Below are 18,560 nucleotides of genomic sequence, written 5' to 3' on the forward strand. Positions count from 1 at the left end.
CCGGAGTTCCCGTGCAGCAAGACAATTACACCGGCCCGAATCATTCCGGGCCCGACCCATGGCCCAAGAAGCCAAGCCGCCTGTCGGATATCGTCCGGTCGATCGACACCAGTGAGGACACCACCATCGGCGCGCTCGTGGACTCGCTGGGTGAGCGGGCATTCGGCGCCCTCATGTTTATCTTTGCGGTGCCCAACATCATTCCCACGCCCCCTGGCACCTCCGCCATCCTCGGGCTGCCGCTCGTCATCCTGACCTGGCAGCTGATGATGGGCCGTCAATCGCTGTGGTTGCCGGAGACCATCCGCAAGCGCCGCATCTCGCGCGAGGTGCTGGGAAGCTTCGTTTCCAAGATGTTGCCCTTCATGGGCAAGATCGAGCGGGTGCTGAAGCCCCGTTTCGGACTGATCGTCGCGTCCGACCTTGCCGAGCGGCTGATCGGCCTCATCACCTTCGCCCTGGCGCTGGTGCTGTTCCTGCCCATCCCGTTCAACAACATGCTGCCCGCCGCCGCGATCAGCTGCGTTGCGCTGGGCCTTGCCGAACGTGACGGGATGGCGGTCTTCCTGGGCTATCTTCTGGGTGTGGCCTCGGTCGCTGTCCTGGCGCTGATCTCGTCCGCCCTCTATATCGGCGTCGTGGCCTTCTTCCGGGCGCTCTTCGGCTTCTGAGCCGGGCAAGCTTCCCCTTCCGAGGCAATCCTGCTATCCGGCCCCATCCTGCGAATTCGAAGGAACCAGCACTCGTGTCTTCTCCCGTCCTCACCGTGATGACAGCCGCCGTCCGCAAGGCGGCCCGCACGCTCCAGCGCGACTATGGCGAGATCGCCAATCTCCAGATCTCGCAGAAAGGGCCGGGCGACTACGTGACGGCGGCCGACAAACGCTGCGACAGGATACTGCGCGAGGAACTCGCGAAGGTGCGCCCCGGCTATGCCTTCCTCACGGAGGAGACGGGCAGCGTGCCGGGCACCGACCCGGACCACCGCTTCATCATCGACCCGATCGACGGCACCATGAACTTCATGCATTCGGTGCCGCTCTTCGCCATCACCGTGGCGCTCGAGAGGAAGGACGAGCTGGTGGCGGCGATCACCTACAACCCCATCACCGACGAGATGTACACCGCGGAAAAGGGCGGCGGCGCCTTCCTCAACAACAAGCGCCTGCGTGTCGCCCAGCGCCGCGACATTCACGAAACGCTGGTGAGCTATGAAATTCCGCATCGCGGCGGCAAGGACCTGCCCCTCTCGCGCGCCGAAATCTCCGTGCTGCAGGCTCGTGTGGTGGGCATCAGGGGCACGGGTTCGGCCGCCCTGTCGCTCGCCTATGTCGCCGCCGGCCGCTTCGACGCGATGGTCTGCCGCAACGTTAACTCCTGGGACGTCGCCGCCGGCATTCTCCTGGTCCGCGAAGCGGGCGGATTCTCTGCCGACCCCGATGGCGAGAAGAACCCGATGGAAACGGGCAACATCCTCGCCACCAACGCCGACCTCATGCCGCAGTTCAAGGACGCTCTGAGCAAGGCCCGCGCGGCCTGACGCGCCGGCACTGGCCCCGCCAGCAGGCTGCGGCTATGGTTCCGCCGCGAGAAGGGGAGATTCCATCCGTGACCGACCTTCAGTGGAAATCGGCGGCAAGGCTTGTGAAGGGCTATGCCAAGAAGAAATTTTCGCCCGTTGAGGTGGCCCGCGCCTGCTTCGCCCAGATGGAGCGCCACGAGAAGGCGCTCAACGCGATAGTGGAGATTAGGCCGGAGGAGGCACTCGCCGCCGCTGGCGCCAGTGAAAAGCGCTGGATGAAGGGCGAGCCGCAGGGGCCGGTCGACGGCGTACCCGCGCTCATCAAGGACCTTCTCCTGGTGCGCGGCTGGCCGACCTTGCGCGGCTCCCGCACCGTGAGCCCGGACCAGGCCTGGGACCAGGACGCGCCCAGCGTGGCGCGGCTCAGGGAATGCGGCGCAGTCTTCCTCGGCTCCACCACGACGCCGGAATTCGGCTGGAAAGGCGTGACGGACTCGCCGCTCACCGGCATCACCCGCAACCCGTGGGACGTGACCAGGACGCCCGGCGGCTCGTCCGGCGGTTCCGCCGCCGCGGCGGCGGCGGGCTATGCGCCGCTGACGCTCGGCACCGACGGCGGCGGCTCGATCCGCATTCCGGCGGGATTCACCGGCATTTTCGGCCACAAGCCGTCATTCGGCCGCGTGCCCGCCTATCCGCTCTCACCCTTCGGCACAGTCGCCCATGTGGGACCGATGACCCGCACCGTGGAAGACGCCTGCCTGATGATGAACGTGATCGCCCAGCCCGACTCGCGAGACTGGCACTCCCTGCCCTATGACGGCACGGACTATACCGCGAAGCTCGGCAAGGGCCTCAAGGGCCTGCGCATCGCCTTCAGCCCGACACTCGGCCATGTCGAGGTCGATCCCGAGATCGCCAGGCTGGTGAAGAAGGCGGTGAAGGTGCTCGAGGAACTGGGCGCCAAAGTCGATGAGAAGGATCCGCCCTTCGCCGACCCCGCTTCCTGCTTCCGTATCCTCTGGTGGTCGGGCGCCCGTGCCCTTCTCGGGCAGCTTCCGCCGGAGAAGAAGAAGCTGCTCGACCCCGCGCTCAGGGACGTGGTCGAGCAGGCGATGTCAATCGGGCTCGATGACTACCAGGAGGCGGTGAAGGAACGCGGCCTCCTTGGCAGCAGAATGCGCCAGTTCATGGAGGGCTACGACCTGCTGGTGACGCCCACTTTGCCCATTCCCGCTTTCGAAGCTGGAAAGTTGGCGCCCGTCGCTGCGGACGACAAGGGCAAGTGGGTGAACTGGACGCCGTTCAGCTATCCGTTCAATCTCACCCAACAACCGGCAGCAAGCGTGCCCTGCGGCTTCACCTCAGCCGGGCTTCCAGCGGGCCTGCACCTCGTTGGCCGCATGTTCGACGACCGGACCGTGCTGCACGCCGCCCATGCCTATGAGCAGGCAACGGACTGGCACAAGGCCCGGCCGCCGGGCTTCTGATCAGGCGGCGTTCTGGTGTTGCAGGCGGGAGATTTCGTCCTTGATCCTGAGTTTCTTGCGCTTGAGTTCGGCGATTTCGGCGTCGGTCGAAGCCGGGTGGATCATTGCCTCGGCGAGCTCGGCCTCGAGGGCCCGGTGCTTCGCCTGCAGTTCACCAAGATGCGCTTGAAGACTCATGCGATCCTCCACTGTTGGACTATGGATTGGGTTAATGATGCCATAGAGCTGGGGGCTTGTCGAACCCTTGCAAAGGGCATTAGTGAAGAATTGCGAAAACGTGATCGCTGTACCCAAAGGGCGGGTCGATGCCGAAGCTGGACGTCATTCAGGAAGTGCAGTTGCGAACCCAGCTGCAGAACCTCATCCACCAGCACCGCGACCTCGACACTGCCATTCTCTCCCTCGAGCAGGCGGGAACCGGCGACCAGCTGCAACTCAGGCGGCTCAAGAAGATGAAGCTGGACATCAAGGACAAGATCCAGCGCATCGAGACCATGCTGCTCCCGGACATCATCGCCTGACAGCCGAGAGGGACTGGACAACCGTGGCCACCACATCACCCCCCGTTGCCATCATCATGGGCAGTCAGTCGGACTGGGCGACCATGAAGCATGCTGCCATCACGCTCGATGCGCTCGGGATCGCCCATGACGACCGCATCGTCTCGGCGCACCGCACGCCGCAGCGCCTCTACGACTTCGCCTCCACGGCGCGCGAGAAGGGTTTCAGGGTAATCATCGCGGGTGCCGGGGGCGCCGCCCACCTCCCCGGCATGACCGCCTCGATGACCAGCCTCCCCGTCTTCGGCGTTCCGGTCGAGTCGAAGGCGCTTTCGGGCGAGGATTCGCTGCTCTCGATCGTCCAGATGCCGGCGGGAATTCCGGTGGGAACGCTGGCCATCGGCAAGGCCGGCGCGGTGAATGCCGCTCTCCTCGCCGCGAGCGTCCTCTCCCTCACCGATCCCGCCCTCGCCCGGCGTCTCGAGGCTTGGCGCGCCGCCCAGACTGCCGCCGTGGCCGAGCGCCCGAAAGACGAGACATGATGAAGGTCGCCGATCCACTTCCGCCCGGTTCCCGCGTCGGCATCCTGGGTGGCGGGCAGCTCGCCCGCATGCTTTCCCTCGCCGCGGCGAGGCTGGGCATCGACTGCCATATCTACGCGCCCGAGGCCCACAGCCCGGCTTTCGCGGTCTCTGCGGCCCGGACCATCGCCGCCTATGACGATTTCGCCGCGCTCGAAGGCTTCGCCCGAGCGGTAGACGTGGTGACTTATGAGTTCGAGAACGTGCCGGGCGACACCGCCGGCTTCCTCGACCGGTTCGTCCCTGTGGCCCCCGGCGTTGCCGCGTTGAAGACCGCCCAGGACCGTATCGCCGAGAAGACCTTCATCGACGGCCTCGGCATTCCCGTCGCGCCCTTTGCCGAGGTTTCCGATACGGCAACGCTGGAGCGGGCCCTCTCGCGCATCGGTACCCCGGCGGTGCTGAAGACCCGCCGCTTCGGTTATGACGGCAAGGGGCAGACGAAGATCCACCCCGGAGCGGACCCGGATGCCGCTTTCGCCGAGATCGGCCGTCAGCCCGCCATTCTCGAGGGTTTCGTTGCCTTCGAGAAGGAGATATCGGTCATCGCCGCACGGAGCTGGTCCGGGGAGGTGGCGGTCTATGACGTGCCGGAGAACCATCACGAGCACCACATCCTGAAAACCTCGACCGTGCCGGCCTCGATCCCCGCGGACGTTGCCGAGAAGGCGCGCGGCTTCGGCGGGCGCATCATCGCGGCACTGGACTACGTCGGAGTCATCGGAGTGGAGATGTTCGTCGCGGGTGGAGACGTGGTCGTGAACGAGATCGCCCCCCGCGTCCACAACTCCGGCCACTGGACCATGGACGCATGTCACGTCTCCCAGTTCGAGCAGCATATACGGGCGATCTGCGGCTGGCCGCTGGGCGCGCCCGACCGCCATTCCGACGTGGTGATGACCAATCTGCTGGGCGATGAAATCGGCCGCTGGTGCGAACTGGCGGCGGAACCAGCCGTCCACATCCATCTTTACGGCAAGGCGGAAGCCAGACGGGGCCGGAAAATGGGCCATTTCAATCGGCTGACCCCTCGACAGCCCTGAGAGACTGTGCTAACCCGCCCGCCACGTTGAAGGCCGAAGGGCCTAAAGCCTTAACCACACCTGTTCAGAGGTAGCACTTGCAAGTCGTAGTTCGTGACAACAACGTCGACCAGGCCTTGAAGGCCCTCAAGAAGAAGATGCAGCGCGAGGGCATTTTCCGCGAGATGAAGCTCCGCGGCCACTATGAGAAGCCGTCCGAGAAGAAGGCCCGCGAAAAGGCCGAGGCTGTGCGCCGCGCCCGCAAGCTGCAGCGCAAGAAGCTGCAGCGTGAAGGCCTGCTGCCGATGCCGAAGAAGGTCGAGGCTCCTGCGCGCGGTCCCCGCGCGTCCTGAGTTCTATGCAGAGAATGTCGACGAGGCCGCCTCCTCCGGGAGCGCGGCCTTTGTGTTTTTGGGCGAATTGCATCCGGGCAAACAATCCCCTTTCCAAATAAGGCAATTGCCGTAATTGCCTCAAACCGGCCACAACCTACCACAAACACGTAACACCTCCGTCCCAAGGTTGAACGGATGTTCCCCTAGATAAGCTCATCAGATGGACGGCGAATCGTGTCCCCGGCTTCCCGGTGCGGCGAGAGCAATCCGGACATCGCAAGGACTTTGGAGGGAGCGTCGATATGATCCGCTATGCATTCATCATGATGGCCGCGCTCGGCATGGCTGCAGCCGCGACCGCCGCCGTCGCTCCCGACACGGAGCTGAGAGCGCCCGCCGTTGCGCCAGCCTCCCATGAGACCATCGTCGAGAAGAACAGCCCCTTCCCGGTCATCGGTCCCATCACCGTCGAGGAATGCACGGAGGAGGATTGTTCCGATCTCGCCTCCTGAGGGAGGCTTGAAGTCCGGCGCCACGGTTACGATATGAGTTCAATCCCCAGGCAGTACTTCCCCCCCATCCCCTGCAAACACTGCCTGCACCTGAACCCCGGACCCCGTCCGGGGTTCTTTTTTGGCCACCGGCAGATCCCAGAACAGCGATCGAGACACTTGTAAGGATCGTTACAAAAAAAATTGGCCCTGTGATCTGCGTTACAGTCTTGCCACCGCCACCGTCCTAGAACCTACCCATGACGAGAGCAGCCGGGAACACCGGCTCGGACGGGAGAGACCCAGATGACGCGCTACACGATGTTCCTGCTGATTGCCCTTGGCACCGCCGCCAGTGCGGTCGCCGCCGTTGCGCCCCAGCAGCGCACCTCGATCGATGAGACCGACACCAATGTGACGGTGATCGAAAAGAACCAGGCATTTCCGCTGATGGGGCCGCTCACCGTCGAGGAATGCCTCGACAGTGAGTGCCTCGTGACGCGCGGCTGACGAACTTCCCCGGGCGGGCCCATCCCCTGCAAAGCGAACCGCCCCAACTCAGGCGGCCCCGGGAAAGATCCCGGGGCCTGCCCTTTCAAGCAAAGTTGAATCCAAACGCCGGATGAACGCCGCATTCAGCACCAGTTCGGAACACGCGGTGCAACCTTCTCCGATCACGGACGTTCTCTTGCACGGAGACATGACGATGAAGACCCTGACCACTTCGATGATCCTGAGCGTGCTGTTCCTCTCCGCCGGCGCATTTGCCGGTGCGACGCGCCATGCGCCGCACACGGTTGTCACGCCGCTGGCGATCGAGAACGTCACTGTCGTCGCGAAGAACCAGGTCTGGCCGCCTGCCGGCCAGATTTCGATGGAGCCGTGCAATGTTCGCCGCTGCATCGATGTCTGATACCAACCCGCCTCTGGCGTGTTTGCGCCAGGGCTCGCGTGGCGGAGGGGCCCGTTCCGTCCCCCTCTCGCGGCCCCTCCGCCGCACTCTCTGATAACTGGCTTGTTCGATGGAGTGATTGCGATGCGCCCTCTGCTCGCCGGCCTTCTGATTCTCAGCCTCGCTCCTTCCGCCGCCTCGGCGGCGCAGGTGAGGAATTTCTTTTCCCCCCAGTTCGAGGGCATTCGCGTCGATGCCTGCCTTGCAGACGGAATCTGCGGAAAGCCGGCGGCCGACGCCTTCTGCCGTGTCCAGGGCTATGACCGCGCCATGATTTTCCAGCGCGAGAGCTACGCCTCCACCCGGACGCTCGATTCCGGCAAAGTGTGCTCGCAGGGCTGCACGGCCTTCAAGCAGGTCAAGTGCTTCACCACCAAGAGTGACATGGCGGGGCTTTGAGGCCAGGGCCGATTGGGCTTGGAATCCCGCCTCCGATTGTGTAGGGAACCCAAAATTCGGGTTTCCCTCAAATGCCAAAGCGCACCGACATCAAATCCATCCTCATCATCGGGGCTGGACCGATCATCATCGGCCAGGCCTGCGAGTTCGACTATTCCGGTACCCAGGCCTGCAAGGCGCTGAAGGCCGAGGGCTACCGCATCATCCTGGTGAACTCCAATCCGGCCACCATCATGACGGACCCGGACCTGGCGGATGCCACTTACATCGAGCCGATCACGCCGGAAGTCGTGGCGCGTATCATCGAGAAAGAGCGTCCTGACGCGCTGCTCCCCACCATGGGGGGCCAAACCGCCCTCAATACCGCCCTGTCGCTCAACCGGATGGGGGTTCTCGAGAAATTCGGCGTCGAGCTGATCGGTGCCAAGGCGGATGCGATCGACAAGGCGGAAGATCGCGAACTGTTCCGAGAGGCGATGAAGAAAATCGGCCTCGACACGCCGAAATCCATGCTGGCCAACGCCTCCGCCGCCAAGGATGCCGACAAGGAGTTCTATGCGGCCGAATCGGCCCGGCTCCGGGCCGAGGGCGGCGATCTCGAGGCGTTCGAGCGGAAATGGGCGGCGGAAGAGCCTGAGCGGTTGCGCAAGTACCGCAACCGCGCCATGGTGGAGGCCTTCGAGGCCATGCTGGAAGTGGGGCTCCCCTGCATCATCCGACCGTCGTTCACGCTGGGCGGCACCGGCGGCGGCATCGCCTACAACCGCGAGGAATTCTTCGACATCGTGGAAAAGGGCCTCGACGCCTCCCCCACCGCCGAGGTGCTGATCGAGGAATCCGTGCTGGGCTGGAAGGAGTACGAGATGGAGGTTGTCCGCGACAAGGCGGACAACTGCATCATCGTCTGCTCGATCGAGAACGTCGATCCGATGGGCGTGCACACGGGGGATTCGATCACCGTTGCCCCGGCGCTCACGCTGACGGACAAGGAATACCAGATCATGCGCAACGCCTCGATCGCGGTGCTGCGCGAGATCGGCATCGAGACGGGCGGTTCCAACGTTCAATTCGGCGTGAACCCGGCGGACGGTCGGCTTGTCGTCATCGAGATGAACCCGCGCGTCTCGCGCTCCTCCGCGCTTGCCTCCAAGGCCACCGGCTTCCCGATCGCCAAGGTCGCCGCGAGGCTGGCGGTCGGCTACACGCTGGACGAGCTCGCCAACGACATCACCGGCGGCGCCACGCCCGCCGCCTTCGAGCCGACCATCGACTACGTCGTCACCAAGATCCCGCGCTTCGCCTTCGAGAAATTCCCCGGCGCCTCCCCCACCCTCACCACGGCCATGAAGTCGGTGGGCGAGGTGATGGCCATCGGCCGCTCCTTCCAAGAATCGATGCAGAAGGCGCTGCGCGGCCTCGAGACGGGGCTCACGGGCTTCAACGAGGTCGCGATCGAGGGTGCCGGCGAAGGCGACGACAAGAACGCCATTCGGGCAGCACTTGGCACACCCACGCCGGACCGCATCCTGAAGATCGCCCAGGCCTTCCGCATGGGGGCGGGCGTCGATCAGGTCTTCGCCTCCTGCAAGTACGAGCCCTGGTTCCTCCGCCAGATCGAGGAAATCGTCCAGACGGAGGAGAAGGTCAGGGAACGCGGCCTGCCGAAGGATGCCGCCAACCTGAGGCGGCTCAAGGCCATGGGCTTCTCTGACAAACGTCTCGGCGAGCTCGTCGGCCTCTCCGAGGAGAAGGTGCGCGCCCACCGCCACAAGCTCCAGGTACGCCCGGTCTTCAAGCGCATCGACACCTGCGCGGCGGAGTTCGCCTCCCCGACCGCCTACATGTATTCGACCTACGACGCCGAGGACGAGGCGCGGCCCTCGGACCGGCAGAAGGTGATCATTCTGGGCGGCGGGCCGAACCGCATCGGCCAGGGAATCGAGTTCGACTATTGCTGCTGCCACGCCTGCTTCGCACTGCACGACGCCGGCTACGAGTCGATCATGGTCAACTGCAATCCCGAGACCGTCTCGACCGACTACGACACCTCGGACCGGCTCTATTTCGAACCGCTCACCGCCGAGGACGTGCTGGAGATCATCAACACGGAGCAGAAGAACGGTAAGCTAAAGGGCGTCATCGTTCAGTTCGGCGGCCAGACGCCGCTGAAGCTGGCGGGCGCGCTGGAAAAGGCGGGCGTGCCGATCCTCGGCACCACGCCCGATGCCATCGACCTCGCGGAGGACCGCGACCGCTTCTCAAAGCTCCTCAGGAAGCTGAAGCTGCGCCAGCCGGAAAACGGCATCGCCTATTCCGGCGCGGAAGCCAGGAAGATCGCGAGGAAGATCGGCTTTCCGGTCGTCATCCGCCCCTCCTACGTGCTGGGCGGCCGCGCCATGGAAATCGTCAAGGACGATGCGCAGCTCGACCGCTACATCGCGGAGGCCGTGGTCGTGTCGGGCGACTCGCCGGTGCTCATCGACAGCTATCTCTCCAACGCCATCGAGGTGGACGTCGACGCGATTTCGGACGGCAAGGACGTGTTCATCGCCGGCGTGATGGAGCACATCGAGGAAGCCGGCATCCACTCGGGCGACTCTGCCTGCTCGCTGCCGCCCTACTCGCTCAAGTCCACCGTGATCGAGGAGTTGGAGCGCCAGGCGAAGGTGATGGCGCTGGCCCTCAACGTCGTCGGCCTCATGAACGTGCAGTTCGCCATCAAGGACGACGAGGTCTACGTCCTCGAGGTGAACCCGCGCGCCTCGCGCACCGTGCCCTTCGTGGCCAAGGTGATCGGCACGCCGGTGGCCAAGATCGCCGCCCGGGTGATGGCCGGAGAAACCCTTGAAAGCTTCAGGCTGAAACCGAAGAAACTCTCGCATGTTGCTGTAAAAGAAGCGGTTTTCCCTTTCAATCGCTTCCCTGGCGTGGACGTGCTGCTGGGCCCGGAGATGCGTTCGACCGGCGAGGTCATGGGCCTCGACCAGAGCTACGACATGGCATTCGCCAAGAGCCAGATCGGCGCGGGGATGCGCATGCCCCAGGCCGGCACCGTCTTCATTTCGGTCAAGGATGCCGACAAGGCGAAGATCCTGCCGGCCATGAAGAAGTTCGTCGAGATGGGCTTCCGGCTCGTCGCCACCGGCGGCACCCAGCGCTATTTCGAGGAAAAGGGCATTCCCTCCACCAAGATCAACAAGGTGCTGGAGGGCCGCCCGCACGTCGTGGACGCGATCAAGAACGGCGAGATTCAGCTCGTCCTCAACACAACCGAGACACGAGCCTCACAGTCCGATTCGAAGCCTATCCGCCAGACCGCACTGATGCAGAAGGTGCCCTACTACACCACGCTGCCGGGAATCCTCGCCGTCACCAAGGCCATAGCCGCCCAGCGGGAAGGCCGCCTCGACGTGAAGCCGCTGCAGGAATACTTCTGAAGGACCGACAGGAGGGCGAGGCAACCGTCCACCCTTGGGGAACGCTGTTGGGGCAGCAATCACAATCTTTAGGTTTAGGCGCGGGCCCGGATTGACGCCGAACCGCCCCCTCCCCTTGAAATCTCGGCCGAGATAGGCCATCTTCTCGGCTCGCCCGGCGTGATACGGATCCTCCGTATCGCCGGGTGTCGTTTTTCCAAGACACGGATATCGCACTTGTCCCTCCGGCTGGAAGCGGCCGAGGGACCAAGAAACTGGACAAGACTGGACGAGACCGATGGACAAAGTGCCAATGACCGCCGAAGGCCACGCCGCCATGATGGATGAGGTGAAGCACCTCAAGACGGTGGAGCGCCCGCGCATCATCAAGGCCATCGAGGAAGCCCGCTCGCACGGCGACCTTTCGGAGAACGCCGAGTATCATGCCGCCAAGGAGCAGCAGGGCTGGACGGAAGCCCGCGTGGCCGAACTCGAGGACAAGCTTTCGCGCGCCGAGATCATCGATATTTCCAAGTTGTCGGGTGACGTGGTGAAGTTCGGCGCAAAGGTGACGCTGATCGACGAGGAGACCGACGAGAAGACCTCCTACCAGATCGTCGGCGAATTCGAGGCCGACGTGAAGAAGGGCAAGATTTCCGTGTCTTCGCCCATCGCCCGGGCAATAATCGGGAAGAAGAAGGGCGATTCCGTCGAAGTCAGCACGCCGGGTGGCGGCAAGTCCTACGAGATCGCCAAGGTCGCGTGGCGTTAGCCGCAGAAATCAACCTTGAAGGGAAAAGCCGGCGCATTTCGCGCCGGCTTTGTTCATTTCAGGACATCGTTTACATGATATTGTAAGCGAATTATCAGTTGGCCGCCGCCATCTTCGGAGAGCGGGCGGCTTCGCAAATCAGCGGGATGAAATCAGGGATGATGAATATCGATCTTCGTGCGTTCGGCAAAACGGCATCGGCCGTTCTCCTCGGAATGGCACTGGCGGCAGCGCCGGCGCTGGCGGAAAAAGGCGGAAACGGCAAGGGCGGCAACGGCGGGACCGGCGGCGGGGGCGGGGGCGGAAGCTCGAACAGCCAGTCGTCCAATGGCGGCGGCGCGAAGAGCCAGTCGGCCAAGTCGGCCAAGGCGACAAAGACGACAAAGGCTACCAAATCTGAAGACGGCTCCGGCGATGCCTCGGCCAGCAGCTTCGGCAACATCAACGGTTTCCTCCATGCCTCGCCCAATGCACTGGCCAATGCCTCCGCGAACTCGCTGATCGGCCGCGTCACCATGGTCTATGGGGCGCAACTTCGGAGCTATCTCAACGGAACGCCGGACGATACGGAGCCCACACTCGAGGACTTGCAAAACACCCTGGACGAGATCGCCAACAAGGACGTGACGCCCGAGATGATCGCGGCGATCAACCAGAAGCTCGTGGAAAACGACCCCGAACTGGCAGGCTACCTGGAAACCTCGGGCAAGACGCTGGAAGACTTGAACATCGAAGTGGAGACCGGCACTCCGCTGGCCCCGGAACTGACGACCGGCGAGGACACCACCGGCGAGCAGGAAGGCGAGACCGAGGGCACGCTCTAGGTCGGACGGCACGCGAGGGGGCATGCCGCAAGGTGCGGCGTGCCTCTATCGGGTGTGAGAGGCGATCGCCTTTTCCACCGCCGTCCTGATCTTCGGTCCCATGGGCTTGGTCTGCGTCGAGAACCAGTCGATGAAGCGGCCGTCCGGACCGATCAGGTACTTGTGGAAGTTCCACTTCGGCCTGCCCAGCAGCCCCGCCTGCTCGCCAGCCCACTTGTAGAAGGGATGGGCAGCCTCTCCCTTTACCACCGTCTTGTCCGCCAGCGGGAAGGTGACGCCATAGTTCAGCTTGCAGAAGCTGGCGATCTCTTCGGCCGAGCCCGGCTCCTGGCCGCCGAAATCGTTGGAGGGCACCCCCACCACCACGAGGCCCTTGTCCTTGTAGGCAAGCCAGAGTTTCTCCAGGTCTTCATATTGCGGCGTGTAACCGCATTCGGATGCGGTGTTCACGACCAGAAGGGTGGAGCCCCTGAATTGCGAGAGCGGCATCGCCTTGCCGTCGATGCCGGTCAGGGTGAAGTCATGCGCTGTTGTTTCGGCCATGGCGGGGCTGTTTGCCATCAGTGACAGGAAAAGAACGAGGACCAGCTTTCGCATGGTCCTCTAACGCACGCAACGCCTTGGCGGATCTCGGTTCAGCGCAGATTGACCTGCGCCACGTGGTTCTTGGCGTCGTCCTTCGGGTCATGGCCGAACAGCATCTTGAGCCCCGCAAAAAGCCCGCTTTCGTTCTCCCAGATCTCCGCGCGGTCGGCATCGAAGCGGATCAGCGCCAGTTCCGGGTCATCCTTGCCGCCCTCATACCAGGCGGCCACGAAGGGGTTCCACAGCTCGTCGATGGTATCGGGATCGTTGTCGAGCGACAGCCGCCCGTGCACGCTGGCGAAGAGATCGTGATCCTTGGAGGCAAAGGTGCCGATGGCCCGGCTGTCGGCGCGAAGATTCTGCACCAGGGTGTTGTCACGGGCGGTAAAGAAGAAGATGGGGCCTTCCGAGCCGCGGAGCTGCGCCGTCATCGGCCGCGTGTGGCTCTCCTCGACGCCGACGAGCCCGAGCATCATGACCATGTCGGACTTGAGCGCCATCCAGAATTTCTTTTCGAGTTCGTGCGACTTGCTGGCCATCGCGCGGCCCTCCTCATCGGGTTCCATTGTTTCCGCGAGGGGGAACGCGAACGGCCGTGCTCAGTTCCGCTTGAGCAAGTGCCGCGCGGCGAACAGGGCAAGCCCGGCGACCAGCCCCCAGAAGGCCGAACCCACCCCCGCTATGGTGAGCCCGCTCGCGGTGACCAGGAACGTGACCAGCGCGCTCTCGATGTCGCGCGGCTCCTTCATCATGGCGGTGATGCCGCCCATGAGCGGCGAGAACAGCGCCAGCCCGGCGATCGCCGTGATCAAGTCCTTGGGCATTGCGCCCAGCACGGCGACGAAGCTGGCGGCCATGAGGCCAATCACCCCGTAGAACACCAGATAGGGCCAAGCGACCAGCCAGCGCTTCCCCGGGTCCGGGTGACAGTCGGGACCGGTGACGATTGAGGCGGTGATCGCCGCCATGTTGATCGCATGGCTGCCAAAGGGCGCCAGCGCCACCGATGTCGCGCCGGTGACGAGCAGTGCCGGCTGCACGGGCGGCTGGTAGCCGCTCGCCCTCAGCACCGCGAAGCCGGGAAGATTCTGAGACGCCATGGTGACGAGGAACAGCGGCACCCCGATCGAGAGGATCGTCTCGAGATCGAATGCGGGCGTGGTCCATTCGAGCGTAGTGACGCCGAAATCGCAGCACGTCCCTGCGAAGCCGCCGCCGAGGCCGGCGATGGCCACTCCCGCCACCACCACCACAGGCACCGCATAGAGGGGGTAGGAAAGCCTCAGCCCGAAGAACACGATGACGAGCGGCAGCACGGCCCAGGGCATGGCCATGGCGGCACCCGGAACTCCCAGAGTGTAGCGGAGCAGAACGCCCGCCAGCATGGCTGCGGCGACGGGCGCCGGAATTTTCTCGATTGCCCTTTCGAGCGGCTTGATGAGACCCGCCACCACCATGAGGACTCCTGCCACCACGAAGGCACCAAGCGCGTTCTCGTAGGAAATGCCGGCGCCGGAGGTGGCGATCAGCACGGCGCCGGGGGTCGACCAGGCGGTGATCAGCGGCATGCGATAGCGCCAGGACAGGACGAAGGATGACACCGCCATCCCGAAGCACAACGCAGCCGCCCAGGAGGCCTGTTGGCCTGGTGTTGCCCCCACGTTCCGCGCCGCTTCCATGATGACGAGGATGGTCGAGGCGAAGCCAACCACGACGGCGGTGAAGGTCGACGAAACGAGGCTGAACCAGCCCGACCGGGAGGAGGACAGCGATGCGTCGGTCAAGGACGGGCTCCGGCTGGCAGTGTTGATCGCCAGCGATGTAGCAAAGCCCTCCGGCGGGCGCGATAGACTTCTCGCCTGCTACCTCATGCGTAGGGCGCGCCACAACCAAAGAGGGCATGCCTTCGGAGCCTCTCGCGGAGGACCTTTGTGCACAAGGACTTGTGGTGGGCTTGTAGTTGGGCCCAATTGAGCTATGTTATTTTCTCATAGCAACTGGAGTCAGACATGTCCGCCCGCCACGCCCGGGTCCTGATCCTCGGATCGGGGCCTGCCGGTTACACCGCTGCGATCTATGCCGCCCGCGCAATGCTGAAGCCTGTTCTGGTGGAAGGCATACAGCCCGGCGGGCAGCTCACCATCACCACTGACGTCGAGAACTATCCCGGCTTCGCCGACGTGATCCAGGGTCCCTGGCTCATGGAACAAATGAAGGCGCAGGCGGAGCATGTCGGCACCGATATCGTTTCCGACACCATCACCGAGGTGAAGCTCAAGTCACGCCCGATCTGGCTCAAGGGCGACTCAGGCCAAGAATACACCTGCGATGCCCTCATCATCTGCACCGGCGCGCAAGCGAAGTGGCTGGAGCTTCCCTCCGAGCAGGCCTTCCGGGGCTTCGGCGTTTCGGCCTGCGCCACCTGCGACGGCTTCTTCTATCGCAACAAGCGCGTTCTCGTCGTCGGTGGCGGCAACACCGCGGTCGAGGAAGCGCTCTTCCTCACCAATTTCGCCAGCGAAGTGATCGTCGCGCATCGCCGCAACGAGTTCAAGGCGGAGCGCATCCTGCAGAACCGCCTCTTCGCGCATCCCAAGATCAAGGTCATGTGGGACACGACTCTCGCTGATGTCCTGGGAACGGAGAATCCGAAGAGCGTCACCCACGCGCGCCTGAAGAACGTGAAAACGGGCGAGACCCAGGACATGGCGGTCGACGGCATCTTCATCGCCATCGGCCACAAGCCCGCGACCGAGCTGTTCGAGGGCCAGCTCCCCTTCAAGCAGGGCGGCTACCTCATCACCGAGCCGCGGTCCACCGCCACGGCAATCCCTGGCGTCTACGCGGCGGGCGACGTGACCGACGACGTCTACCGCCAGGCGGTCACCGCCGCCGGCATGGGCTGCATGGCGGCACTCGAGGCCGAACGCTGGCTCCACACGCAGTCGGAGGTGCGCCATGCCGCTGAGTAGTGTCATGGACTGGGACAAGCTCCGGATCTTCCACGCGGTGGCGGATGCCGGGAGCTTTACCCATGCCGGCCATGAGCTCGGCCTCTCGCAGTCGGCGGTGAGCCGGCAGATCAGCGCGCTCGAGGATGCGCTGAACGTGCCGCTCTTCCACCGCCACGCCCGCGGCCTCATCCTCACCGAGCAGGGCGAGATGCTCTATCGCACGGCGCACGAGGTGTTCACCAAGCTCACCGCCGCGCAGACGCGCCTGATGGACTCGAAGGAGAAGCCGAGCGGAGAGCTCCGCATCACCACGACCGTTGGCCTCGGCAGCGTCTGGCTCACGCCGCGGCTGCGCGAATTCTCCGAAATCTACCCCGAGATCAACGTCACGCTGCTGCTCGACGACCGCGAACTCGATCTCTCGATGCGCGAGGCGGACGTGGCGATCAGGCTGCGGCGGCCGACCCAGCCGGACCTCATCCAGCGCAAGCTGTTCACCGTGCATCATCATCTCTATGCCTCGGCCGATTACCTCAAGAAGAACGGCATCCCCAAATCACTCGAGGAACTCGACAAGCACAAGATCCTCACCTTCGGCCAGGCGCCCAACTACCTGACGCCGGTGAACTGGCTCGAGCATGTCGGCCGCCCCGAGGGTGATCCCAGGCCCGTGGCGCTACGCGTCAACAACGCCTATGGCCTGCGCCGCGCCGTTCAGGCAGGCATGGGCATCGCCTCGCTCGCCGACTACATCGTGCCGGAGGATTCAGGCCTGGTGCAGATCGACGTTCCTGTCGAGACGCCGGAGTTCGACACCTACTTCGTCTATCCCGAAGAGCTGAAGGACACCAAGCGCGTCACGGTGTTCCGCGATTTCCTGGTGGCCAAGGCCAAGGAGTGGAGCTTCTGAGGGGGTGATCCCCTCCTCCTCCACACAGGAACCTTCTGTTCCGGCATGCCGTTCCCCGTTCGACTGACAGAACGGAGGAGAAGTCATGGCTGGCCGCAAGACGCATGAGCAGCAGATCCGCACCTTCGAGCGCAAGGGCGATTATCCGGACGGACGAAGGGAAGAGGAGGCAGCATCCGACATTCCCGCCCGCAGCACGGCCGGTTCGCCCAGCCATCCTGACGAGCGCCAGAGCGAGTTTCCGGTGAGCCGCCGCGGCATGAACCAGGAGAGCACCCACAACAAGCACAATGACGGCGGCCAGCAGGGCCACAAGCCGCAGCGCCACACCGATGCCGAGGAAGCCGACTGACATCAACACTTTGAAGGAGCACATGACATGCCGGGCGGAGACAAGAAGCATTTTGGCCGCGGAACCCAGGGCAAGGGCGACGGCAGCGGCGCCATGACGGAAATCCCGCGGGAGAAGCTTGGTGAGAACATGGTTCTCTCCAACCGGGACAAGAAGCAGCATTCGAAGCAGCGCGGCCTCGATGGCAAGCAGGTTCAGTCGGAACAGCTGCAGGACCATGCGGGAAACCACGCGGAGGACGACCGCATCTGAGGCGATCCTGCGCCGATCATGCCCCTGCGGCATGGCTCCCATGAAGGAGCCGAGCTTGCCCGGGGCCGCAAGCGGGATCATCCTCGACCTACCGCGTTTCCGGCGCGGAATTCGCCGCCGTTGCTCCCTCCCCTTGCAACCGCGGCCTATGGGTTCGCGTCCCCTTTTCCCTGATGGGGTGCGGCGCGGGCCAATCTCTCGGCGACGAGGGAAAACGGGCAACTCAAGGCCGGTCCATTCGACCGGCCTTTTTCTTCACATGAACAGCCGTTCCTTCTCCAGTCCGGCGTAAAGCGAAGCCACCTGCTCGCCATAGCCGTTGTAAATGACCGTCGGTATGCGTTCGCCGGTGCCCAGCACCTGCTCCGTCTCCTGGCTCCAGCGGGGATGCGGCACCTCCGGATTCACATTCGCCCAGAAACCGTATTCGCTGGGCCCCAGCGTCTCCCAGAAGCTCACCGGCCTTTCCTTGGTGAAGCTCACCCGCACGATGCCCTTGATCGACTTGAAGCCGTATTTCCACGGCAGATGCAGGCGGAGCGGCGCGCCCATGCTGTTGGGCAGCGGCTTGCCATAGGCACCCGTCACCATCAGCGGCAGCTCGTTCATCGCCTCCGCCATGGTGATGCCTTCGACGTAAGGCCAGGGATAGCTGGTGAAGAAGCCCTCCTGCTGGCCCGTCGCCACCTCCGGTCTGTTGAAGGTCTCGAAGCGGATGAACTTCGCGTCGCTCCTGGGCTTCGCAAGGTCGACCAGCGCCTTCGCCGGAAAGCCCGTCCACGGAACCACCATCGACCATGCCTCGACGCAGCGGTGGCGGTAGGTCCTCTCCTCCAGCGTTACCTTCTTCAGGAGCTCGTCGATGCCGATGGTGAACGGCTTATCGATCTCGCCGTCGAACACCACCTCCCAGGGGCGGACCGGCAGCTTCTCCGCCGCTGCGGCAATCCGCTTCGAGGAGCCGAACTCATAGTAGTTGTTGAAGGTGGTGGTGTATTCCGCTTCCGTCACCGGCCGCCCGGCATCGGCGAAGGCCGGATTGGATGTGGCAGGATAGAGCCCGGCCGAAGGGTCTTCCGCAGCCCACGCGGGCCTCGCCGCGGCGAGTGCGAGTGCCCCCGCCGCGGCCCCGATGAAGCTGCGGCGGTTGAGGAACACCTGTTCCGGCGTCACGCGCGAGGCCGGAACGTCCCAGATTTGTCT

23 protein-coding genes are annotated in these 18,560 nt (G+C 64.1%); 18 read left to right on the forward strand and 5 right to left on the reverse strand.

Features of this window, described 5'->3' with window-relative positions; genetic code table 11:
* The first annotated feature begins 11 nt into the window (after positions 1 to 11).
* From ACK4HL_RS17410 to ACK4HL_RS17420, 3 genes are all read left to right on the forward strand, one after another.
* Complete coding sequence (locus tag ACK4HL_RS17410) at positions 12 to 671, forward strand: exopolysaccharide biosynthesis protein (RefSeq protein ID WP_409762980.1); 660 nt, start codon at positions 12 to 14, stop codon at positions 669 to 671.
* Positions 672 to 745: 74 nt separating this feature from the next.
* Entirely contained in the window at positions 746 to 1,540 is a 795-nt protein-coding gene (locus ACK4HL_RS17415; RefSeq protein WP_409762983.1) for an inositol monophosphatase family protein, read from the forward strand.
* Between the two features lie 68 nt (positions 1,541 to 1,608).
* A complete protein-coding gene (locus tag ACK4HL_RS17420; protein WP_409762986.1) occupies positions 1,609 to 3,012 on the forward strand; it encodes an amidase in 1,404 nt (467 codons plus the stop codon).
* Here ACK4HL_RS17420 and ACK4HL_RS17425 read toward each other — a convergent pair whose 3' ends face one another.
* Entirely contained in the window at positions 3,013 to 3,189 is a 177-nt protein-coding gene (locus ACK4HL_RS17425; RefSeq protein ID WP_409762989.1) for a YdcH family protein, read from the reverse strand.
* A 128-nt stretch (positions 3,190 to 3,317) separates the two neighbouring features.
* Here ACK4HL_RS17425 and ACK4HL_RS17430 point away from each other — a divergent pair, with 128 nt between their 5' ends.
* The 11 genes from ACK4HL_RS17430 (at position 3,318) to ACK4HL_RS17480 (ending at position 12,304) form a co-directional block, all read left to right on the forward strand.
* Positions 3,318 to 3,533: a YdcH family protein gene (locus ACK4HL_RS17430; protein WP_409762992.1), complete on the forward strand. Its 216-nt coding sequence runs from the start codon at positions 3,318 to 3,320 to the stop codon at positions 3,531 to 3,533.
* A 56-nt stretch (positions 3,534 to 3,589) separates the two neighbouring features.
* Complete coding sequence (gene purE / locus ACK4HL_RS17435) at positions 3,590 to 4,054, forward strand: 5-(carboxyamino)imidazole ribonucleotide mutase (RefSeq protein WP_409763043.1); 465 nt, start codon at positions 3,590 to 3,592, stop codon at positions 4,052 to 4,054.
* Positions 4,054 to 5,136 carry a 5-(carboxyamino)imidazole ribonucleotide synthase gene (locus ACK4HL_RS17440; RefSeq protein ID WP_409763046.1) on the forward strand — a complete coding sequence of 361 codons (1,083 nt, stop codon included), beginning with the start codon at positions 4,054 to 4,056 and terminating at the stop codon, positions 5,134 to 5,136. Before purE ends, ACK4HL_RS17440 begins: the two co-directional genes overlap by 1 nt.
* Before the next feature lie 77 nt (positions 5,137 to 5,213).
* Complete coding sequence (gene rpsU / locus ACK4HL_RS17445) at positions 5,214 to 5,468, forward strand: 30S ribosomal protein S21 (protein ID WP_409762995.1); 255 nt, start codon at positions 5,214 to 5,216, stop codon at positions 5,466 to 5,468.
* Between the two features lie 284 nt (positions 5,469 to 5,752).
* A complete protein-coding gene (locus ACK4HL_RS17450) occupies positions 5,753 to 5,962 on the forward strand; it encodes a hypothetical protein (RefSeq protein WP_409762999.1) in 210 nt (69 codons plus the stop codon).
* A gap of 285 nt (positions 5,963 to 6,247) precedes the next feature.
* Complete coding sequence (locus ACK4HL_RS17455; protein WP_409763002.1) at positions 6,248 to 6,451, forward strand: hypothetical protein; 204 nt, start codon at positions 6,248 to 6,250, stop codon at positions 6,449 to 6,451.
* 196 nt (positions 6,452 to 6,647) lie between these two features.
* Positions 6,648 to 6,854: a hypothetical protein gene (locus tag ACK4HL_RS17460; protein WP_409763005.1), complete on the forward strand. Its 207-nt coding sequence runs from the start codon at positions 6,648 to 6,650 to the stop codon at positions 6,852 to 6,854.
* Positions 6,855 to 6,977: 123 nt separating this feature from the next.
* A complete protein-coding gene (locus ACK4HL_RS17465) occupies positions 6,978 to 7,292 on the forward strand; it encodes a hypothetical protein (RefSeq protein ID WP_409763008.1) in 315 nt (104 codons plus the stop codon).
* A 71-nt stretch (positions 7,293 to 7,363) separates the two neighbouring features.
* Positions 7,364 to 10,729 (forward strand): carbamoyl-phosphate synthase large subunit, encoded by a 3,366-nt coding sequence (carB, locus tag ACK4HL_RS17470; protein WP_409763011.1) that lies wholly within the window; start codon positions 7,364 to 7,366, stop codon positions 10,727 to 10,729.
* Positions 10,730 to 11,006: 277 nt separating this feature from the next.
* Entirely contained in the window at positions 11,007 to 11,480 is a 474-nt protein-coding gene (greA, locus tag ACK4HL_RS17475) for a transcription elongation factor GreA (RefSeq protein WP_409763014.1), read from the forward strand.
* 98 nt (positions 11,481 to 11,578) lie between these two features.
* Positions 11,579 to 12,304 (forward strand): hypothetical protein, encoded by a 726-nt coding sequence (locus tag ACK4HL_RS17480; protein WP_409763016.1) that lies wholly within the window; start codon positions 11,579 to 11,581, stop codon positions 12,302 to 12,304.
* Positions 12,305 to 12,349: 45 nt separating this feature from the next.
* On the opposite strand, the gene ACK4HL_RS17485 is transcribed toward ACK4HL_RS17480, so the two are convergent.
* The 3 genes from ACK4HL_RS17485 to ACK4HL_RS17495 all read right to left on the reverse strand — a co-directional run bounded on the left by ACK4HL_RS17485 (position 12,350) and on the right by ACK4HL_RS17495 (position 14,673).
* On the reverse strand, positions 12,350 to 12,865 hold the full coding sequence (locus ACK4HL_RS17485; RefSeq protein WP_409763019.1) for a glutathione peroxidase: 516 nt from the start codon (positions 12,863 to 12,865) through the stop codon (positions 12,350 to 12,352).
* Between the two features lie 74 nt (positions 12,866 to 12,939).
* On the reverse strand, positions 12,940 to 13,428 hold the full coding sequence (locus tag ACK4HL_RS17490; protein ID WP_409763022.1) for a pyridoxamine 5'-phosphate oxidase family protein: 489 nt from the start codon (positions 13,426 to 13,428) through the stop codon (positions 12,940 to 12,942).
* 60 nt (positions 13,429 to 13,488) lie between these two features.
* The gene (locus tag ACK4HL_RS17495; RefSeq protein WP_409763025.1) at positions 13,489 to 14,673 is read right to left on the reverse strand and encodes a benzoate/H(+) symporter BenE family transporter; all 1,185 of its coding nucleotides are present in this window, start codon (positions 14,671 to 14,673) and stop codon (positions 13,489 to 13,491) included.
* A gap of 225 nt (positions 14,674 to 14,898) precedes the next feature.
* Between ACK4HL_RS17495 and trxB the strand changes: the two genes are divergently transcribed.
* The 4 genes from trxB (at position 14,899) to ACK4HL_RS17515 (ending at position 17,357) form a co-directional block, all read left to right on the forward strand.
* Positions 14,899 to 15,861 (forward strand): thioredoxin-disulfide reductase, encoded by a 963-nt coding sequence (gene trxB, locus ACK4HL_RS17500; protein ID WP_409763028.1) that lies wholly within the window; start codon positions 14,899 to 14,901, stop codon positions 15,859 to 15,861.
* Complete coding sequence (locus ACK4HL_RS17505) at positions 15,848 to 16,753, forward strand: LysR family transcriptional regulator (protein WP_409763031.1); 906 nt, start codon at positions 15,848 to 15,850, stop codon at positions 16,751 to 16,753. The genes trxB and ACK4HL_RS17505 overlap by 14 nt, the downstream gene beginning before the upstream one ends.
* Positions 16,754 to 16,838: 85 nt before the next feature.
* A complete protein-coding gene (locus ACK4HL_RS17510) occupies positions 16,839 to 17,105 on the forward strand; it encodes a hypothetical protein (RefSeq protein ID WP_409763034.1) in 267 nt (88 codons plus the stop codon).
* Positions 17,106 to 17,132: 27 nt separating this feature from the next.
* The gene (locus ACK4HL_RS17515; protein ID WP_409763037.1) at positions 17,133 to 17,357 is read left to right on the forward strand and encodes a hypothetical protein; all 225 of its coding nucleotides are present in this window, start codon (positions 17,133 to 17,135) and stop codon (positions 17,355 to 17,357) included.
* Positions 17,358 to 17,612: 255 nt separating this feature from the next.
* On the opposite strand, the gene msrP is transcribed toward ACK4HL_RS17515, so the two are convergent.
* The coding region (gene msrP, locus ACK4HL_RS17520; RefSeq protein WP_409763040.1) for a protein-methionine-sulfoxide reductase catalytic subunit MsrP at positions 17,613 to 18,560 on the reverse strand (948 nt) is incomplete at its 5' end.

This window comes from Aestuariivirga sp. (assembly GCF_046294715.1).
Lineage (GTDB): Bacteria > Pseudomonadota > Alphaproteobacteria > Rhizobiales > Aestuariivirgaceae > Aestuariivirga.

Coding starts and splice junctions, on each gene's coding strand:
- ACK4HL_RS17425 (WP_409762989.1), bottom strand. CDS start 3,189: ATGAGTCTTCAAGCGCATCTTGGTGAACTGCAGGCGAAGCACCGGGCC.
- ACK4HL_RS17430 (WP_409762992.1), top strand. CDS start 3,318: ATGCCGAAGCTGGACGTCATTCAGGAAGTGCAGTTGCGAACCCAGCTG.
- purE (WP_409763043.1), top strand. CDS start 3,590: ATGGGCAGTCAGTCGGACTGGGCGACCATGAAGCATGCTGCCATCACG.
- ACK4HL_RS17440 (WP_409763046.1), top strand. CDS start 4,054: ATGAAGGTCGCCGATCCACTTCCGCCCGGTTCCCGCGTCGGCATCCTG.
- ACK4HL_RS17450 (WP_409762999.1), top strand. CDS start 5,753: ATGATCCGCTATGCATTCATCATGATGGCCGCGCTCGGCATGGCTGCA.
- ACK4HL_RS17455 (WP_409763002.1), top strand. CDS start 6,248: ATGACGCGCTACACGATGTTCCTGCTGATTGCCCTTGGCACCGCCGCC.
- ACK4HL_RS17460 (WP_409763005.1), top strand. CDS start 6,648: ATGAAGACCCTGACCACTTCGATGATCCTGAGCGTGCTGTTCCTCTCC.
- ACK4HL_RS17465 (WP_409763008.1), top strand. CDS start 6,978: ATGCGCCCTCTGCTCGCCGGCCTTCTGATTCTCAGCCTCGCTCCTTCC.
- carB (WP_409763011.1), top strand. CDS start 7,364: ATGCCAAAGCGCACCGACATCAAATCCATCCTCATCATCGGGGCTGGA.
- greA (WP_409763014.1), top strand. CDS start 11,007: ATGGACAAAGTGCCAATGACCGCCGAAGGCCACGCCGCCATGATGGAT.
- ACK4HL_RS17485 (WP_409763019.1), bottom strand. CDS start 12,865: ATGGCAAACAGCCCCGCCATGGCCGAAACAACAGCGCATGACTTCACC.
- ACK4HL_RS17490 (WP_409763022.1), bottom strand. CDS start 13,428: ATGGCCAGCAAGTCGCACGAACTCGAAAAGAAATTCTGGATGGCGCTC.
- trxB (WP_409763028.1), top strand. CDS start 14,899: ATGTCCGCCCGCCACGCCCGGGTCCTGATCCTCGGATCGGGGCCTGCC.
- ACK4HL_RS17505 (WP_409763031.1), top strand. CDS start 15,848: ATGCCGCTGAGTAGTGTCATGGACTGGGACAAGCTCCGGATCTTCCAC.
- ACK4HL_RS17510 (WP_409763034.1), top strand. CDS start 16,839: ATGGCTGGCCGCAAGACGCATGAGCAGCAGATCCGCACCTTCGAGCGC.
- ACK4HL_RS17515 (WP_409763037.1), top strand. CDS start 17,133: ATGCCGGGCGGAGACAAGAAGCATTTTGGCCGCGGAACCCAGGGCAAG.